General features: G+C 64.4%; 18 protein-coding genes. 17 read left to right on the forward strand and 1 reads right to left on the reverse strand.

Features of this window, described 5'->3' with window-relative positions; genetic code table 11:
- Nucleotides 1–264: 264 nt before the first annotated feature.
- The 5 genes from rho (at nt 265) to ACFVTM_RS21730 (ending at nt 6,226) form a co-directional block, all read left to right on the forward strand.
- A complete protein-coding gene (gene rho, locus ACFVTM_RS21710; RefSeq protein ID WP_390206196.1) occupies nt 265–2,403 on the forward strand; it encodes a transcription termination factor Rho in 2,139 nt (712 codons plus the stop codon).
- Between the two features lie 230 nt (nt 2,404–2,633).
- Nucleotides 2,634–3,707, forward strand: coding sequence for a peptide chain release factor 1 (gene prfA / locus ACFVTM_RS21715; RefSeq protein WP_390206197.1), 1,074 nt, complete (start codon nt 2,634–2,636; stop codon nt 3,705–3,707).
- Nucleotides 3,708–3,723: 16 nt separating this feature from the next.
- Entirely contained in the window at nt 3,724–4,614 is an 891-nt protein-coding gene (prmC, locus tag ACFVTM_RS21720) for a peptide chain release factor N(5)-glutamine methyltransferase (RefSeq protein WP_390206242.1), read from the forward strand.
- 44 nt (nt 4,615–4,658) lie between these two features.
- Complete coding sequence (locus ACFVTM_RS21725; protein WP_390206199.1) at nt 4,659–5,462, forward strand: L-threonylcarbamoyladenylate synthase; 804 nt, start codon at nt 4,659–4,661, stop codon at nt 5,460–5,462.
- Nucleotides 5,459–6,226 (forward strand): WecB/TagA/CpsF family glycosyltransferase, encoded by a 768-nt coding sequence (locus ACFVTM_RS21730; protein ID WP_390206200.1) that lies wholly within the window; start codon nt 5,459–5,461, stop codon nt 6,224–6,226. Before ACFVTM_RS21725 ends, ACFVTM_RS21730 begins: the two co-directional genes overlap by 4 nt.
- Nucleotides 6,227–6,259: 33 nt before the next feature.
- Here ACFVTM_RS21730 and ACFVTM_RS21735 read toward each other — a convergent pair whose 3' ends face one another.
- Nucleotides 6,260–7,156 carry a glycosyltransferase gene (locus tag ACFVTM_RS21735; RefSeq protein ID WP_390206201.1) on the reverse strand — a complete coding sequence of 299 codons (897 nt, stop codon included), beginning with the start codon at nt 7,154–7,156 and terminating at the stop codon, nt 6,260–6,262.
- Between the two features lie 296 nt (nt 7,157–7,452).
- On the opposite strand from ACFVTM_RS21735, the gene ACFVTM_RS21740 reads away from it, so the two are divergent.
- The 12 genes from ACFVTM_RS21740 (at nt 7,453) to ACFVTM_RS21795 (ending at nt 17,130) form a co-directional block, all read left to right on the forward strand.
- Nucleotides 7,453–8,577, forward strand: a complete 1,125-nt coding sequence (locus tag ACFVTM_RS21740) for an MraY family glycosyltransferase (RefSeq protein ID WP_390206244.1) — start codon at nt 7,453–7,455, stop codon at nt 8,575–8,577.
- A gap of 120 nt (nt 8,578–8,697) precedes the next feature.
- Nucleotides 8,698–9,183 carry a hypothetical protein gene (locus ACFVTM_RS21745; protein ID WP_390206203.1) on the forward strand — a complete coding sequence of 162 codons (486 nt, stop codon included), beginning with the start codon at nt 8,698–8,700 and terminating at the stop codon, nt 9,181–9,183.
- A complete protein-coding gene (locus tag ACFVTM_RS21750; RefSeq protein ID WP_390206205.1) occupies nt 9,176–9,526 on the forward strand; it encodes a hypothetical protein in 351 nt (116 codons plus the stop codon). Before ACFVTM_RS21745 ends, ACFVTM_RS21750 begins: the two co-directional genes overlap by 8 nt.
- A 91-nt stretch (nt 9,527–9,617) precedes the next feature.
- On the forward strand, nt 9,618–10,418 hold the full coding sequence (atpB, locus tag ACFVTM_RS21755; RefSeq protein WP_390206206.1) for a F0F1 ATP synthase subunit A: 801 nt from the start codon (nt 9,618–9,620) through the stop codon (nt 10,416–10,418).
- Between the two features lie 109 nt (nt 10,419–10,527).
- A complete protein-coding gene (gene atpE / locus ACFVTM_RS21760) occupies nt 10,528–10,746 on the forward strand; it encodes an ATP synthase F0 subunit C (protein ID WP_028276067.1) in 219 nt (72 codons plus the stop codon).
- 49 nt (nt 10,747–10,795) lie between these two features.
- Nucleotides 10,796–11,347 carry a F0F1 ATP synthase subunit B gene (locus tag ACFVTM_RS21765; protein WP_390206208.1) on the forward strand — a complete coding sequence of 184 codons (552 nt, stop codon included), beginning with the start codon at nt 10,796–10,798 and terminating at the stop codon, nt 11,345–11,347.
- Entirely contained in the window at nt 11,347–12,171 is an 825-nt protein-coding gene (locus tag ACFVTM_RS21770; protein ID WP_390206209.1) for a F0F1 ATP synthase subunit delta, read from the forward strand. The genes ACFVTM_RS21765 and ACFVTM_RS21770 overlap by 1 nt, the downstream gene beginning before the upstream one ends.
- Nucleotides 12,172–12,258: 87 nt before the next feature.
- Nucleotides 12,259–13,896 carry a F0F1 ATP synthase subunit alpha gene (gene atpA / locus ACFVTM_RS21775; protein WP_390206210.1) on the forward strand — a complete coding sequence of 546 codons (1,638 nt, stop codon included), beginning with the start codon at nt 12,259–12,261 and terminating at the stop codon, nt 13,894–13,896.
- 76 nt (nt 13,897–13,972) lie between these two features.
- Complete coding sequence (locus ACFVTM_RS21780) at nt 13,973–14,866, forward strand: F0F1 ATP synthase subunit gamma (RefSeq protein ID WP_390206211.1); 894 nt, start codon at nt 13,973–13,975, stop codon at nt 14,864–14,866.
- Nucleotides 14,867–14,947: 81 nt separating this feature from the next.
- Nucleotides 14,948–16,402, forward strand: coding sequence for a F0F1 ATP synthase subunit beta (gene atpD / locus ACFVTM_RS21785; protein ID WP_390206213.1), 1,455 nt, complete (start codon nt 14,948–14,950; stop codon nt 16,400–16,402).
- A gap of 1 nt (nt 16,403) precedes the next feature.
- Complete coding sequence (locus ACFVTM_RS21790) at nt 16,404–16,688, forward strand: F0F1 ATP synthase subunit epsilon (protein ID WP_390206215.1); 285 nt, start codon at nt 16,404–16,406, stop codon at nt 16,686–16,688.
- Nucleotides 16,689–16,698: 10 nt separating this feature from the next.
- A complete protein-coding gene (locus ACFVTM_RS21795) occupies nt 16,699–17,130 on the forward strand; it encodes a DUF2550 domain-containing protein (RefSeq protein ID WP_390206216.1) in 432 nt (143 codons plus the stop codon).
- Nucleotide 17,131 lies beyond the last annotated feature (1 nt).

Below are 17,131 nucleotides of genomic sequence, written 5' to 3' on the forward strand. Positions count from 1 at the left end.
TCTCTCATCTTTCACTGCGCAATATTTTCCGGTGCCACCTGCTTTCGGTCTGACGCAGGACTCAGCAGATTTGTTCTGCCCCCTCATATGTCAGCCCGCCGTTCCTCATTTCTCGGATCGTGCATGGTGAAGCAGTATCCGGCCCTGCTGGCCGAACTCCATCCGGCAAGGCCGAAATCCCGGCTGCAGATCTGAACTGCAGCCCAGATCAAATCACCGCGTCCAGCTCTTAGCCTGGACGCCGTCGAGGGGGAAGGATCCTTCGTGACCGAAACCACTGAGCTGTCTCCGGCTGTGGATACATCTTCTGCTGCCGAATCAACGGCAGCACCCGCCAAGAGCAGCGGCCTTGCAGGCCTCAAGCTCGCACAGCTCCAGGCTCTCGCCAGCCAGCTGGGCATTTCCGGCGGTTCCCGCATGCGCAAGGGCGATCTGGTCACGGCCATTTCCGCCCACCGCGCAGGCACTCCGGTAAGCAAGGGCCCGGCCCGCGCTGCCGAAAAGGCCAGCGACAACGGCACTGTTTCCCAGGCGGCGGCCCGGGCAGCTGAGCCCGCAGCCGCGCCCGCTGCGGCCGCCGAAGAAGCCCCGGCCCAGGAAAGCCCCCGCGCCCGCCGCGGCCGCAGCCGCCGCGCAGGCAGCGACGGAGTGGTCACGGCGCCCGCCACCGAGGCACCCGCCGCCGCCCCGGCAGAGGCCCCCGCGGTTTCCGCCGAATCCGGTGCTGGCGAGTCCGTTGCAGCCGCTTCCGCGCCGGAAACTTCCGACCGTACCCGGCAGCCGCGCACCCGCAACCGCCGTCGCGGCGAAGCAGCGGCCCAGGCCGCGGAAGGCGCCGGCGAAGCCCAGGCCGAGCAGCCCGCCGCCGAGCAGCGCGAACAGCGTACTGAGCAGCGCGACCAGCGCACTGAGCAGCGCGACCAACGCACGGAACAGCGTGAGCAGCGCCAGGGCGAGCCGGGCAGCGAAGACGGCCAGCGCCGCGACGCCTCCCGCACCCGTGGCGGCCGCGACGAATCCGCCGGCACCCGCGACAACACGCGTGACAGCGATGAAACGGATGGCGGAAGCCGCCGGAACCGCCGCAACCGTCGTGACCGCAACGACCGCGGTGACCGTCAGGGCCAGCAGGACAGCCGCGACAACTCCTCGCGCAACGACCGCTTCCGTGACCGCAACGACCGCCGCCGCGGGCGCCAGCAGGGACCGGACGTCGACGACGTCGAGGTCACCGAGGACGACGTCCTGTTGCCGGTCGCCGGTATTCTCGACGTGCTGGAGAACTATGCGTTCATCCGCACCTCGGGTTACCTGCCGGGCCCGAACGACGTTTACGTCTCGCTCGCCCAGGTCAAGAAGTACAACCTGCGCAAGGGCGACGCCTGCGTCGGTGCCATCCGCGCACCGCGCGAGGGCGAAGACCGCAGCCAGCAGTCTGCGCGCCAGAAGTTCAACGCGCTGGTCCGCGTCACCTCGGTGAACGGCAAGACGCCGGAAGAACTCAAGGAGCGCGTCGAATTCGCGAAGCTCGTCCCGCTGTACCCCTCCGAGCGCCTGCGCCTCGAGACGGACCCGAAGAAGATCGGCCCCCGCGTGATCGACCTCGTGGCCCCGATCGGCAAGGGCCAGCGCGGCCTGATCGTTTCGCCGCCGAAGGCCGGCAAGACGCTCATCCTGCAGTCCATTGCCAACGCCATCACCACCAACAATCCTGAGGTCCACCTCATGATGGTGCTTGTTGACGAACGCCCCGAAGAAGTCACGGACATGCAGCGCACCGTCAAGGGCGAGGTCATTGCCTCCACCTTCGACCGTCCCGCCGACGACCACACCACCGTGGCCGAGCTTTCCATCGAACGCGCCAAGCGCCTGGTGGAAATGGGCATGGACGTTGTGGTGCTCCTGGACTCCATGACCCGCCTGGGCCGTGCCTACAACCTGGCAGCACCGGCTTCCGGCCGCATCCTGTCCGGTGGTGTGGACTCCGCGGCGCTGTACCCGCCGAAGCGCTTCTTCGGTGCAGCCCGCAACATCGAAAACGGTGGCTCGCTCACCATCCTGGCGACCGCGCTCGTCGAGACCGGTTCCAAGATGGACGAGGTCATCTTCGAAGAGTTCAAGGGCACCGGCAACATGGAACTGCGCCTGTCCCGCCAGCTGGCTGACAAGCGCATCTTCCCGGCCGTGGACGTCAACGCGTCCGGCACTCGCCGTGAGGAAAACCTGCTTTCCCCCGAGGAAGTCAAGATCATGTGGAAGCTGCGCCGCGTCCTCTCCGGACTCGAAACGCAGCAGAGCCTTGAGCTGCTGACCAACAAGATCCGGGAGACCCAGAGCAACGTCGAGTTCCTCATGCAGGTGCAGAAGACGACGCTTGGTGCGAAGTCCGATAACGACAAGTAGCTGAGCTAGGGGCGGGCGCCGGTGCGTTCGTGCGGTGGTTGCCGCACGGATGTTCCGCCCCCGCCCCTTCGCGTTGCAGCTGACGTACTGCGTACGTCAGCTGCAACGCTCCGACAGGCCCGATGCCACTCCCGGGGCGGAACATCCTCGCGGCAGTTATGGGGCTCGCTCACCGTAGCGCGCCGATTTTGCGCCTGCTTAAACTAGGTGCAGAACGAAAGGTTTTGAAAATGTTTGAGTCCGTACAGGGGTTGTTGGATGAGCACGATTCTATCCAGGCCCAGCTTGGGGATCCTGCTGTTTATGCTGACCAGCGGCTGGCCCGGAAGCTGGGGCGGCGTTCTGCTCAGCTGAACGGCATTGTGGAGGCTTACCACCGCTGGGAAGGCATCAGCGATGACCTGGCTGCTGCCAAGGAAATGGCGGACGAGGACCCGGAGTTTGCGGCGGAGGTGCCCGAGTTGGAGGCTTCGCTGGAGACGGCCGCGGCCAAGCTTCGCCGGTTGCTGATCCCGCGGGATCCGGACGATGCCCGCAACGTGATCCTTGAGGTCAAGGGCGGCGAAGGCGGGGACGAGGCTGCGTTGTTCGCCGCGGACCTCCTGCGGATGTACAGCCGTTACGCGGAATCCCGCGGCTGGAAGACCGAGATCATCTCCGCCACCGAATCGGACCTGGGCGGGTACAAGGACGTCCAGATGGCCGTCAAGGGCAACTCGAACGATCCTGCCGAGGGCGTGTACGCGCGGCTCAAGTTCGAAGGCGGCGTGCACCGCGTGCAGCGGGTGCCCGTCACCGAATCCCAGGGCCGCATCCACACCTCGGCCGCCGGCGTGCTGGTGCTGCCCGAAGTGGACGAGCCCGAGGAACTCGAGATCAACCAGAACGATCTCAAGATCGACGTCTACCGCTCCTCCGGTCCCGGCGGGCAATCAGTTAACACCACCGACTCCGCGGTGCGCATCACCCACCTTCCCACCGGAATTGTTGTTGCGATGCAGAACGAGAAGTCGCAGCTGCAGAACCGTGAAGCCGGCATGCGCGTGCTGCGGGCCCGCATCCTTGCCCACCAGCAGGAGCTGATCGACGCCGAAAACTCGGCGCAGCGCAAGTCGCAGATCCGCACCATGGACCGATCCGAGCGCATCCGGACGTACAACTACCCGGAAAACCGGATCGCGGACCACCGCACCGGATACAAGGCCTACAACCTGGACCAGGTCATGAACGGCGACCTTGAACCGGTGATCCAGTCGGCCATCGAACTGGACGAGCAGTCCCGGCTCGACGCCATCGGCGAATAGGCGCGGCTCACCCGTGATGACAGCAGGTGATGGTCCGAGCCTCGCGGAGGCCGTCAGCGAGGCGACGGCGGTGCTCGCCGCGGCGGGCGTGCCCAGCCCGCGCGTGGACGCCGAGCTCCTCGCCGAGCACCTGCTCGGCGTTGGGCTTGGCCGGTTGCGGGCGCTGATGCTCGGCGACTCGCCGGCACCGGCGGGCTATGCCGACCTCGTGGCAGAGCGGGCGCAGCGCATCCCGCTGCAGCACATCACGGGCGTGGCGCATTTCCGCTACCTCGAACTCGCGGTTGGTCCCGGCGTGTTCATTCCCCGTCCGGAAACCGAGTCCGTGGTGCAACTGGTGCTTGACTGGCTGAAGGACACGGACCATCTGCAGGATGCGGCGCACCCCAAAGTAGTGGACCTGGGCACCGGATCCGGCGCGATAGCAGGCTCGATCGCGCACGAGGTTCCGGGCGCGGAAGTCCATGCGGTGGAGTACAGCGAATTCGCGCATGCCTGGGCCGCCAAAAACCTGTTGCCCCTGGGCGTCCACCTTATCCGCGGGGATCTGCGCGACGCGCTGGGCGAACACAACGGCACGTTCGACGTCGTCGTGTCCAACCCGCCGTACATACCCGCCGAAGCGATCCCCAACGAACCCGAAGTGGCGCTGCACGACCCGCCCGAGGCGCTTTACGGCGGGGGAGCGGACGGGATGGAACTTCCGACGGCGGCTGCGGCCTCGGCTGCCCGCCTGCTGGTGCCCGGCGGGTACTTCGTGATGGAGCACGCCGAAGTCCAATCGGAATGGATCGCCGCGATGCTAAGGCGCACCGGGGTCTTCTCCGAGGTAAGGACGCACCGCGACCTCAACGGCAAGGACCGTGCAACCAGCGCTGTCCTGACAGGGCTGACATTCCGGCCCTGACGCCCCCGCAAAAATCGTGTGACAAGTGATGAAAGAATAGGCCAGTGACGACAAGCTACGATTGCACGGCAGCTGAGCAGCGCGCCGCAGGACTTGAACACGCCCAGCGGGCCATCCGTGAGAGCAAGTGTGTGGTCTTCCCGACCGACACGGTCTACGGGATTGCCGCCGACGCCTTCTCACCACTCGCCGTGACCCTGCTGCTTGCGTCCAAGGGCCGGAGCCGGAAGATGCCGCCGCCCGTGCTGATCCCCAGGCTGAACGCCCTCGATGGCCTCGCCACGGATGTTCCGGCCGAGGCGCGGAGACTTGCCGAAGCGTTCTGGCCCGGCGGCCTGACCCTGATCCTGCACGCCCAGCCGTCACTGGACTGGGACCTCGGTGAGACCAAGGGAACGGTGGCCCTGCGGATCCCGGCCGACGAGATCGCCCAGGACCTGCTGACGCTCACCGGCCCGCTCGCCGTGTCCTCCGCGAACCGCACCGGACAAGCCGCGGCGCAGACCGCCGCGGACGCCGAGGCCCAGTTGGCGGAATCCGTGGAGGTCTACCTTGAGGGCGGGCCCCGGCCCACCGAGGGTGCCGAAGCCCTGGCCTCAACCATCGTCGACGCGACAGTCCAGCCGTTGCGGGTAGTCCGGCAGGGAGCCATCAGCCTCGAACGCCTGCGCGGTGTGGTTCCAGACCTCCTGGACGTCGACGGCAACCCCGCCGACGGCGAGGACGCTGCTGAGGCGGCCGAGCCTGAGGCTGACGCTGCGCCTGCTGAACCTGCGGCTGACGCTGCGGAGTCCGATGTGCCTGAATCCTCACCCCGGCCCGCCGCGCCTGAGCCCGGCTCGGCATGACGCTGGAGCGCCAGCACGTCCCCTTCCTCGACGTCGACGCTACCCCCGTGACGGTGTCCGAGCTGACCGCGGTCCTCAGCGCCTACGTGGCCGAGGGCCGGACCCGGACCGTGGTGGGGCACAACCTGCACAGCGTCACGCTGCTGCACTCCGATCCCGGCTTCCGGTCCTTCTACGACCACAGCGACGTGGTGCTGATCGACGGCGCTCCTGTGCTCTGGCTCTGGGCCAAGACGGGCGAAGAGGACGACGGCAGGGGACCGGTGATGGACTACCGGCTGGGATCGACCGACTGGATTCCCGCGCTGGGCAATGTCGCGGGGCTGAAGCGTATTGCGGTCATCGGGGCTGGTGCCGTGGCCAACGCCGGTGCCGTGGCCAAGCTGCGGGAGATCGTGCCCGGGGCGCGGGTGGACGGCATGCCCGGCGAAGACTGGAACACGGACGTCGAGGACGCCGCCGTCGAATGGCTTACCGGGCTCCGCCCGCAACTTGTGCTCCTGGGCCTCGGGATGCCGCTGCAGGAACAGGTCCTGGCACGGCGGCTTACCATGCTCCCGCCGGCTGTCTACTGCGCCGTGGGCGGCGCCATCGAACAGATTGCCGGTGTGCAGAAGCTGGCGCCGCGCTGGATTGGGCGGCTCGGCCTCGAGTGGGCCTGGCGGCTCATGCTTCACCCGCAACGAGTGGCCTACCGGGTGTTCGGCGAGCCCTGGGTGCTGCTGGGCCTGCTGCTGCGCCGGCGGCTGGGCCGGCAGCCCTAGGGTCGGCAACCCTGGCGCCTGCGGCGCCTGCGGTCAGAACTTCTGGTCCTCCAGCGGACCGAAGCCCTTGCCCCGGAGCCCGGCGGAAAAGGCGCGGAACCAGTCTGCGAGCCCGCGGAAATCGCCGCTGCGCAGGAAGTAGCCGAGGTACCCGCCCACATCCGCGACGAAAGACTTGACCCGGAAATGGCGGCGGATCATGTACCCGCGGTTCCGGTAGTAGAAGTACCGCTTGAACGCGGAGTCCGGAACGATCACGTGCCACCGTGCGCCGAAGACGTGTTTGGTCTCGGAGAACGCGTGCGGGTGGGTGATGGCAGCGGTGGTGACTGTGCCGAAGCGGATCCCGGCCTTCCTCAGGCGCAGGGTGAAGTCCACCTCGTCGCCGCGGATGAACAGGCGCATGTCCGGCAGGCCCACCTTGAAGAAGACATCGGAACGGATCAGGGCGCCGTTGAAGAAGTGGCCGTCGTTGGGCAGGAACCCGACCTTTTCCACCTCGGCACGCTCATGGGTGACCTTGCCGTCGAGGCGGAAGAAAAAGGACAACTGGTCCGGGTGGCCGGGCGCGACGACCAGCGGAACCACAGCGTCCAGGTCGCGTGCCTGTGCCTCACGCAGCAGCGTGGCGAGGCATGCGGGGTCGGCCGGCTCGGCGTCGTCGTCCATCATCCAGATCCAGTCAGCCCCGCTGGCCACGGCCTTGAGAATGGCGAGGGAAAATCCGCCGGCTCCGCCGAGGTTTGCCTCGGACCTGACATAGTCCACGTTGGCGTGCCGGTCGGCGACTTCTTTCGAGGGCGCGGTGCCGCTGTCTACAAGGCAGATGGACCGCACTTCAGCGGTCTGGCTGTTGATGGCGTCCAGTAGGACCGCCAGCTCCCTGGGACGGTCAAACGTCACGGCAGCGACTGCAACCGAGGGGGTCATCGCGGGGTCCTTTCAGCACGACCGTCAGTGGTTTTCCCGCCGGCGGAGGGCCGTGTGACGCGAAGACAGGTGGCCGTTGGCATTAGTATCTTGACTAGAGTCCACTGTAATACAGCCCTGTCAGGCACTACGCACTGCCTGCCCTGCGCACGGCGACGGAGAAGTTTCATTTTTCGAAAGACTGTTCCACGGCAACTTAATTCCCCCCATTTCCGCAGCTCACCGGTGCCTCCGCTGCTGCGGAGCGTGCCGCCTTGTCTCGCCTGCGCGGACGGTACCTGGTTGGTGGTCTTCCCGTGATCATGTACCTGCTCATGATGCTGACGGCAGCGCTCGTGAGCTACGCGGCTACATGGGGTGCCCGGCTGGTGGGCAACAGGCTGGAATTGTATTCCCCGATCCGCAGCCGTGACATGCACTCCACGCCGATTTCCAGGCTTGGCGGCCTGGGCATCTTCGCGGGGGTCCTGGTCGCCTTGGTCACGGCGAGCAATTCGTTCTTCGTCAAGGACATCTTCCGGAACAACACGGCACCCTGGGGGATCCTTGCCGGCGCCGCCGTGATCGTCCTGGTCGGTGTGGCGGATGACCTGCTGGATCTGCGGTGGTGGATCAAGCTGATCGGCCAGAGCGCCGCGGCGCTGGTTGTGGCCACGTGGGGGGTCCGGATGACGATCATCCCGTTCGTCCCCGAGCCGTTCGTGATTCAGAACGAGGCCCTGAGCATCGTGCTGACGGCCGGGCTGATCGTGACGACAATGAACGCGTTCAACTTCATCGACGGACTCGACGGCCTCGCCGCCGGTGTGGCGATCATCGGGGGAGCGGCGTTCTTCCTTACCGCTTACTGGGTCCACCGCACGGCCGTCCTACTGGACCGCTCGGACCTGGCGACCCTTTTGACAGCCATCATGGTCGGCAGCTGCGTCGGCTTCCTGCCGCACAACTGGTTCCCCGCAAAGATCTTTATGGGCGATTCCGGCGCCATGCTGATCGGCCTGATCATGGCCTCGGCCGGCATCGTGTCCACCGGGCAGATCAGCTCCGGTCTCTACGACCGGGCCAACGGTATCCCCACGGTCATCCCGATTCTGCTGCCGTTCGCTGTGCTGTTCCTGCCGCTGCTGGACCTGGGCCTGGCGGTGGTGCGGCGCACGGCGCTCGGACGATCGCCGTGGTCGGCCGACCGCGGGCACCTGCACCACAAGCTGCTGGACATCGGTTACTCGCACCGCGGCGCCGTGGTGCTGATGTACCTGTGGACCTGCATTCTTGCCTTCGGCGGCCTCGCCTTCGCGATCTTCCCCTGGCACATCGTCCTCGCCATCGACCTGGCTGCCGCGGTCATCATGGCTGTGGTGACGGCCTGGCCGTACCTGCGGCAGCGGGGCCCGGGGCAGGTGGCCAGCACACCGGAGTAACCTTTACCGCCGGCGTCCGACGCGCTTTTCCGAATAATTTCTATCTAATGTAGAATTCAGGGGCGGCGCTACGCCGACCACCACCTTGACCAGCATTACGCCATCGACGATTGGGATCTCATGACCTCCAACGCCGAACCCGGACCCGCGTCCGGCAACGGACCCGTTGGTGTCTCTGGCCCCACAAAATCCCTGTGGCTCAAACTGCTGGCCATGAGCTCCGCCGCCTCCGCCGTCGCCCTTGTCCTGACCGGCATCGCCGCCTTCGTCTTCAATGGTGCCGTCGGGTTCTGGTCCGCCCTCTTCGGGGGAGCCCTGGTGATGGCGTTCTTTGCCATCAGCCTCGCGGTGGGCCACTTCGTTGGCCGCAACAATCCTTCCGGAGCGATCGGACTGTTCGTCGCGACATACTTCGTCAAGGTTGTCGGCTTTGCCGTGGTCCTCTTCGTCATCGGGGCTCCGGCCTGGCTGCACGGCCGCTGGTTCCTTATCGGCGCTGTCGTGACCGTGGTGTTTTGGCAGGCAGCCGAAATTTACGGTTTCAGCAAGGCCAGGCTCCAAATTTACAACGACCCCGAAACCCGAAAAGACGGCACCGATGTTTAGCCGTAAAACTGGTCGCAGGCCACTTGCCAGACCAATTAACAAGCCAGTTAAAACCCCTAAAATCACGGCCGGTGCCCCCGGTGTATCGACCGACGGCAGCGACGGCGGATACAACGCCGGAATCGCCGTCTTCAGCTACATTGTTGGCGGAATCATCGTCTGGAGTTTGATAGGGTGGGGACTGGATAATCTGTGGGGAACCCGCTGGATTGTGCTCGCAGGCGCTCTGCTTGGAGCTGCGGGAGGGTTCTATCTTTCTCATATGCACGGCCTCACCAGTAACAGACTTTCAGCTGATGACGGCAATGCTGCACGTGGCCCGTCCAAGGACGAGGAACAGTAATGCCAAATAATTTCACAGGGGGAGAGGCGGGCACCAATGTCGCCGGTCCCCGCCCAACGCCCAATGATGGACACTGCAGAGAGGAAACGCGTTGATCGCGCTTGCGCTCCCGGCCCAAGATTCAGGAACCTTCACGCCTCCTGGAATTGAAGAACTTCACCTGCCGGCTATCATCCCCTGGGGTGCAGCCGAAGGATTCTCCAAGCAGATGCTGCTGGTGATCCTGTCGGTTGTCATTATCGCTGCATTCTTTGTGCTGGCCGCGCGGAAGCAGCAGCTGGTTCCCGGCAAGCTGCAGTTCGCAGGCGAGGCCGCCTACAGCTTCGTCCGCAACGGCATCGCCAAGGACATCATCGGCGGCCGGGACTTCATGAAGTATGTCCCGCTGTTGTTCACCCTGTTCTTCTTCATCCTGGTGAACAACATCTACGGTGCAATCCCCGTAATCCAGCTTCCGACCTTCTCGCACGTCGGCGGAGCCTACGTGCTCGCGGGCATCGTGTACGTCACCTGGATCGCCATCGGCGTCAGGAAGAACGGACTGAAGTACTTCAAGCTCGCAACGGTTCCTACCGGCGTTCCGTGGTACATCCTCCCGATCGTCATCCCGATCGAGATCATCTCCAACTTCCTGGTCCGCCCGGTCACGCACAGCCTCCGTCTGTTCGCCACCATGCTGGCCGGCCACCTGATCGTCATGATCGCGGGCGCAGGCGTTGAGTTCCTCGTGATGCAGGAAAGCGTCCTGCTGAAGGGCGCGTCCGTACTCGTCCTCGGCGGCGCGATTGCCATGTACATGCTCGAAGCACTGATCATGGTGCTCCAGGCCTACGTGTTCACGCTGCTGACCGCGATCTACATCGAGGGCGCGCTGCACGCCGACAGCCACTAGGCACACTGCCAGAGGCGCAAAGCCAGCAGGCACACACAGACTTCCCCTCACGGGGATGAAGCAACCCAAACAACCTGCCACATGGGTGGCATCTTGAAAGGAACAAAAAATGGAAGGCTCCATCAACGGCTCCCTCAACCTCGTCGGCTACGGCCTCTCCGCCATCGGCGGTGGTATCGGTGTTGGTCTCGTGTTCGCGGCCTACATCAACGGCGTGGCACGTCAGCCGGAAGCCCAGCGCGTCCTGCAGCCGATCGCATTCCTCGGCCTTGCGCTGACTGAAGCCCTCGCCATCCTGGGCCTGGTCTTCGCGTTCGTTCTCAAGTAAACAGAACAAACCGAAAATCCAGAACCGAGTAGATAAGGACGGGTGAAATATGAATCAAGCGATCATCTCAGCCGCCACCGAAGGCGGTACTAACCCCCTCGTTCCCAATCCCTGGGAAATGCTTGTCGTCTTCGCCGGCTTTGCTCTCCTCCTGTTCATTGTGGTCAAGTACGTTGTCCCGATGTTCGAGAAGACCTTTGCCGAGCGGGCCGAGGCCATTGAGGGCGGCATCGCCAAGGCCGAACAGGCCCAGGCCGAGGCCTCCGCAGCCCTCGAAGAGTACAAGCAGCAGCTCACGGACGCCCGCGCCGAAGCCAACCGCATCCGTGAGGAAGCACGCGCCGAAGGTGCCCAGATCCTTGCAGAGCTGAAGGAGAAGGCGGCTGCCGAGTCGGCACGCATCACCGCGCAGGCCCACGTACAGATCGAATCCGAGCGCCAGGCGGCCGTTGTGTCGCTCCGCGCGGAGGTCGGCACGCTGGCCACGACGCTGGCGAGCCGCATCGTCGGCGAAGCACTGAGCGACGACGCACGGTCGGCCCGAGTGGTGGACCGTTTCCTGGCAGATCTGGAGAACCAGAACGCGGGTGTAGCTAAGTAATGGCAGGTGTATCGAGCGAATCGCTGGCCGCTGCGCTGGCGGCCTTGGAAGCCAAGCTTCCCTCCGCGTCGCTGCAGTTGGCAACGGAACTCTTCGGAATCCTGGGAACGGTGGACAGCTCGGCTGGCTTGCGCCGCGCCCTGACTGACCCGTCCCGCAGCGGTGACGAAAAGTCGGCGCTGGTCAAGAAGCTCTTCAGCGGGAAAGTATCCGCTGACGCTGTCCAGATCGTTGCCGGACTGGCCAGCTCCCGCTGGGCATCCGCACGGGATATCGGCGATGCACTCGAGACTCTTGCCGCTTCGGTGGTCATCGCTGTTGCCGAGAACAAGTCGGCCGTCTCTGCCTCCGGACTCACCGGACTGGAAGCGCTGGAGAACGATCTGTTCTCCTTCATCCAGTCCGTCGAGTCCAGCCACGAGGTCCAGCGTGCTCTGTCCGAGCCGCAGGCCAGCCCGGCCGCCAAGGTGTCCCTCGCCGAAAAGCTCGTACCCGGTGCGAGCGAGGAAGCGAAAGTCCTGATCGGACAGGCCGTCACGGCACCGCGCGGGCTCAAGGTCACCAAGCTGGTTGGCCGTTTCGCCGAGCTTGCCGCCAAGCGCCAGCAGCGCTGGATTGCAAAGGTCAGCGTCACCCGTCCGCTGACGGCGACCCAGACCAGCCGCTTGCAGCTGGGGCTGAACGCCCTCTACGGGCGCGAGCTCAAGATCAACCTGAACGTTGACCCGGCACTGATCGGTGGAATCCGGATCCAGGTTGGTGACGAAGTGGTTGACGCTTCGATCGCCGCCCGCCTGGCCCAGCTCCAGCGTCAGCTTGCCTAGCCAGCCGGACAAGCACAACTTAACGACAAGAAACCCCGGTCATCGTGAGCAACGATGATCACGAAAACAGGAGAGCAGGGACTGCAGATGGCCGAATTGACCATCAACGCCGACGACGTCCGTAATGCGTTGAACGAGTTCGCGGCGTCCTACGAACCCGGAAACGCAGAGCGCGTAGAGGTCGGCCGTGTAACAACCGCAGGTGACGGCATCGCCCGTGTTGAGGGCCTTCCCTCGGTCATGGCGAACGAGCTGCTTCGCTTCGAAGACGGCACCCTGGGCCTGGCCCAGAACCTCGACGTCCGCGAGATCGGTGTCATCATCCTCGGTGACTTCACCGGAATCGAAGAAGGCCAGGAAGTCCACCGCACCGGACAGGTTCTGTCCGTGCCGGTCGGCGACGCCTTCCTCGGCCGCGTGGTTGACCCGCTGGGCCAGCCCATCGATGACCTCGGCGACATCAAGGCCGAGACCACCCGCGCCCTGGAACTCCAGGCACCGGGCGTGACCCAGCGTAAGTCGGTCCACGAGCCGATGCAGACCGGGCTCAAGGCTATCGACGCCATGATCCCGATCGGCCGCGGCCAGCGTCAGCTGATCATCGGTGACCGCCAGACCGGCAAGTCTGCCATCGCTATCGACACGATCATCAACCAGAAGGCCAACTGGGCTTCGGGCGATGTCAACAAGCAGGTGCGCTGCATCTACGTCGCCATCGGCCAGAAGGCGTCCACGATCGCGGCCGTCCGCCAGACCCTCGAGGACAACGGCGCACTGGAATACACCACGATCGTGGCTTCCCCCGCGTCCGACCCCGCAGGCTTCAAGTACCTGGCACCGTACGCCGGCTCGGCCATCGGCCAGCACTGGATGTACGGCGGCAAGCACGTCCTGATCGTGTTCGATGACCTGTCCAAGCAGGCCGAGGCCTACCGTGCAGTGTCACTGCTGCTCCGCCGCCCGCCGGGACGCGAAGCCTACCCGGGCGACGTCTTCTACTTGCACTCCCGCCTGCTGGAGCGTTGTGCCAAGCTCTCCGACGAGCTCGGTGCAGGCTCGATGACCGGCCTGCCGCTGATCGAGACCAAGGCGAACGACGTTTCCGCCTACATCCCGACCAACGTGATCTCCATCACCGATGGCCAGATCTTCCTGCAGTCGGACCTCTTCAACGCCAACCAGCGCCCCGCTGTCGACGTCGGTGTGTCCGTCTCCCGCGTCGGTGGCGCCGCTCAGGTGAAGTCCATGAAGAAGGTCTCCGGTACCTTGAAGCTGGAACTGGCCCAGTACCGCGACATGCAGGCCTTCGCCATGTTTGCCTCGGACCTGGACGCCGCATCGCGCCAGCAGCTGACCCGTGGTGCACGCCTGATGGAACTGCTCAAGCAGGGCCAGTACTCGCCGTTCCCGGTCGAGAACCAGGTTGTCTCCATCTGGGCCGGCACCAACGGCTACCTGGACGACGTTCCGGTTGAGGACATCAACCGCTTCGAGACCGAGTTCCTGGAGCACCTGAAGCACAAGTCCTCCATCCTGACGACGCTGGCCCAGACCAACGTCATGGACGATGACACCGCGGAAGCGCTGAAGACCTCGATCGTGGCCTTCAAGAAGGGCTTCTTCGGCGAGGGCGACAGCCTCCTGGTGGGTGCGGGGCACGAGGAGCACGCCGCCATCGACGAGGCTCAGGTCGACCAGGAAAAAATCGTCAAGCAGAAGCGCTAGTTTCGCTGGCGGGGACTGCCGGAACCCTGAGGGGTTCCGGCAGTCCCGGCCACCGGGATCTTAGGAAAGGATAAGTATGGGAGCCCAGATTCGGGTCTACCGCCAGAAGATCAGCTCGACGACGTCGATGCGCAAGATCTTCAAGGCGATGGAACTGATCGCTACCTCGCGCATCGGCAAGGCCCGCGCACGCGTAGCGGCTTCACTGCCTTACGCAAACGCGATTACGCGTGCCGTTTCTGCTGTCGCAAGCCAGAGCGAAATCGACCACCCGCTGGTCACCGAGCCCGAGCAGATCCGCCGCGCCGCCGTCCTGGTGATCACCTCGGACCGCGGCCTTGCAGGTTCCTACTCGGCCAGCGTGCTCAAGCAGGCCGAAGGCCTCACCGAGCTGCTGCGTGAGGAAGGCAAAGAAGTCAAGACGTACGTTCTCGGCCGCAAGGCGCAGGCGTACTTCGACTTCCGCAGCCGTCCCTACGCACGGGTATGGACGGGCAACACGGACGCACCGGAGTTTGCTACCGCGCAGGAAATCGGCGCCGCACTGCTCGAGGACTTTGGCACGGCATTTGAAGAGGAAGGCGTGGATGAGATCCACGTTGTTTACACCCGCTTCAAGTCGATGGTCACCCAGGAGCCGACGGTCGTCCGCCTGCTTCCCCTCGAGGTTGTCGAAGAGCAGGCTGCGTCCGAATCGGACCTCCTGCCGCTCTACGAATTCGAGCCGGAAGCCGAGCAGGTTCTCGACGCCCTGCTTCCGCGCTACATCGAATCACGCATTTTCGCCGCCATGTTGCAGGCCGCAGCTTCCGAGCTGGCAGCCCGTCAGCGGGCGATGAAGTCCGCCGGCGACAACGCCACGGACCTCATCAAGAAGTACACGCGTCTGCGCAACACTGCCCGCCAGGCTGAGATTACGCAGGAGCTTTCTGAAATTGTGGCCGGCGCCGACGCCTTGAGCGCGTCCTAGCCAGCACGGTTCCGGATCCAGCTGTACCTGCACCAAAGATAAACTTAACCCCCACGCCATCTACTGAGTGAAGTGAGAGAGATGACTGCCACCGCTACCGAACACGTAGCCGCAACGACCGGTGCAACCGGCCGTATTGCACGTGTCATTGGCCCGGTTGTCGACGTCGAATTCCCGGCTGACGCAATCCCCGCGATTTACAACGCACTCACCACGGAGATTACTCTCAACGGTGAGACCAAGACCATCACGTTCGAGACCGCCCTGCACCTGGGTGACAACCTCATTCGCGCCATCTCCCTGCAGGCTACCGACGGACTCGTCCGCGGTACCAACGTAGTGGACACCGGCTCGCCCATCACGGTTCCCGTCGGCGACGGCGTCAAGGGCCACATCTTCAACGTTCTCGGCAAGCCGCTTGACGTTGACGAGTCCGAGATCCAGGCTTCGGACCACTGGGCGATCCACCGCAAGGCTCCCGCCTTCGCGACGCTCGAAGGTTCCACCGAAATGCTGGAAACCGGCATCAAGGTCATCGACCTCCTCACCCCGTACATCAAGGGTGGAAAGATCGGCCTGTTCGGTGGCGCCGGTGTCGGCAAGACCGTTCTGATCCAGGAAATGATCACCCGTGTTGCCCGCAACTTCGGTGGCACCTCGGTGTTCGCCGGTGTCGGCGAGCGTACCCGTGAAGGTAACGACCTCTGGGTTGAAATGGAAGAGGCAGGCGTCCTCAAGGACACCGCCCTTGTATTCGGCCAGATGGATGAGCCGCCGGGAACGCGTCTGCGCGTGGCCCTGTCCGCCCTGACCATGGCGGAGTACTTCCGCGATGTGCAGAACCAGGACGTGCTGCTCTTCATCGACAACATCTTCCGTTTCACCCAGGCAGGCTCCGAGGTTTCCACCCTCCTCGGCCGCATGCCGTCGGCCGTGGGCTATCAGCCCAACCTGGCTGACGAGATGGGTCTCCTCCAGGAGCGCATCACGTCCACCAAGGGCCACTCCATCACCTCGATGCAGGCCATCTACGTTCCCGCAGATGACTACACCGACCCGGCTCCGGCCACCACCTTCGCACACCTGGACGCGACCACGGAACTTTCCCGCGAGATCGCTTCCCGTGGTCTGTACCCGGCCGTTGACCCGCTGACGTCGACCTCCCGAATCCTGGACCCCCAGTACATCGGCAAGGACCACTACAACACGGCTGTCCGTGTGAAGCAGATCCTGCAGAAGAACAAGGAACTCCAGGACATCATCGCCATCCTTGGCGTTGACGAACTCTCCGAAGAGGACAAGATCGTCGTGTCGCGTGCACGCCGCATCCAGCAGTTCCTCTCGCAGAACACCTACACCGCCAAGCAGTTCACCGGCGTCGAGGGCTCCACCGTGTCCATCAAGGACACCGTTGAAGGCTTCACCGCGATCTGCGACGGCGAACTCGACCACGTAGCAGAGCAGGCGTTCTTCAACGTCGGCGGCCTGGACGACGTCGAGCGCCAGTGGGCCAAGATCCAGGAACAGACCAAGTAATATGGCTGAGCTTGAGGTTGAGATTGTCGCAGCGGACCACTTCGTGTGGTCCGGAGCGGCCAAGATGGTCAAGGCCCGCACCAGCGATGGTGAAATCGGAATCCTGCCCGGCCACTCGCCCCTGCTGGCGATTCTGGCCGAAGGTGAGCTGGCAATCGAGCCGGTGTCCGGTGACCGTATTGCTGTAACTGTCGACGGCGGATTCTTCTCCGTCGACAACAACAGGGTGGTTATTGTTGCTGACAACGCCCAAATGGGCGAATCGGCTACTGCGGGGATCCGCTAGCACGACCTTGATGAACGATATTGGTTTGCCGTTCATCGTCCTGGCAACTGCGTTTGCGTTGCTGGCCTTTGCACTGTGCCTTGCGGGGGTGCGCCGCTTCAATCTGCGGCGCGCCCTCGGCACAGTGGACGCCTCCATTTGCACAGCTGGAAAAAGCTGGCAGATGGGGGTTTGTCGTTATCAGGACAACGACCTCGAGTGGTTCCGCCTGGCCTCACTCAGCGTCCGTCCCAAACACACGTACCGGCGCAGCTCCCTGGAGCTGCTGGGCCGGCGCAAACCCACTGAATCCGAACTCCTCAAGGTCCAGCCCGACGCCGTGATCGTGGAGCTCCGCTACGAGGGGCAACAGGTCCTTCTCGCCATGCGATTCGACGCCTACGCAGGGTTGTCGTCCTGGCTCGAGGCCGGACCCGTCATCGGCGTCGGGACCTGGCGCTAGC

The sequence above is a fragment of the Arthrobacter sp. NPDC058130 genome, assembly GCF_042884475.1.
GTDB lineage: Bacteria > Actinomycetota > Actinomycetes > Actinomycetales > Micrococcaceae > Arthrobacter.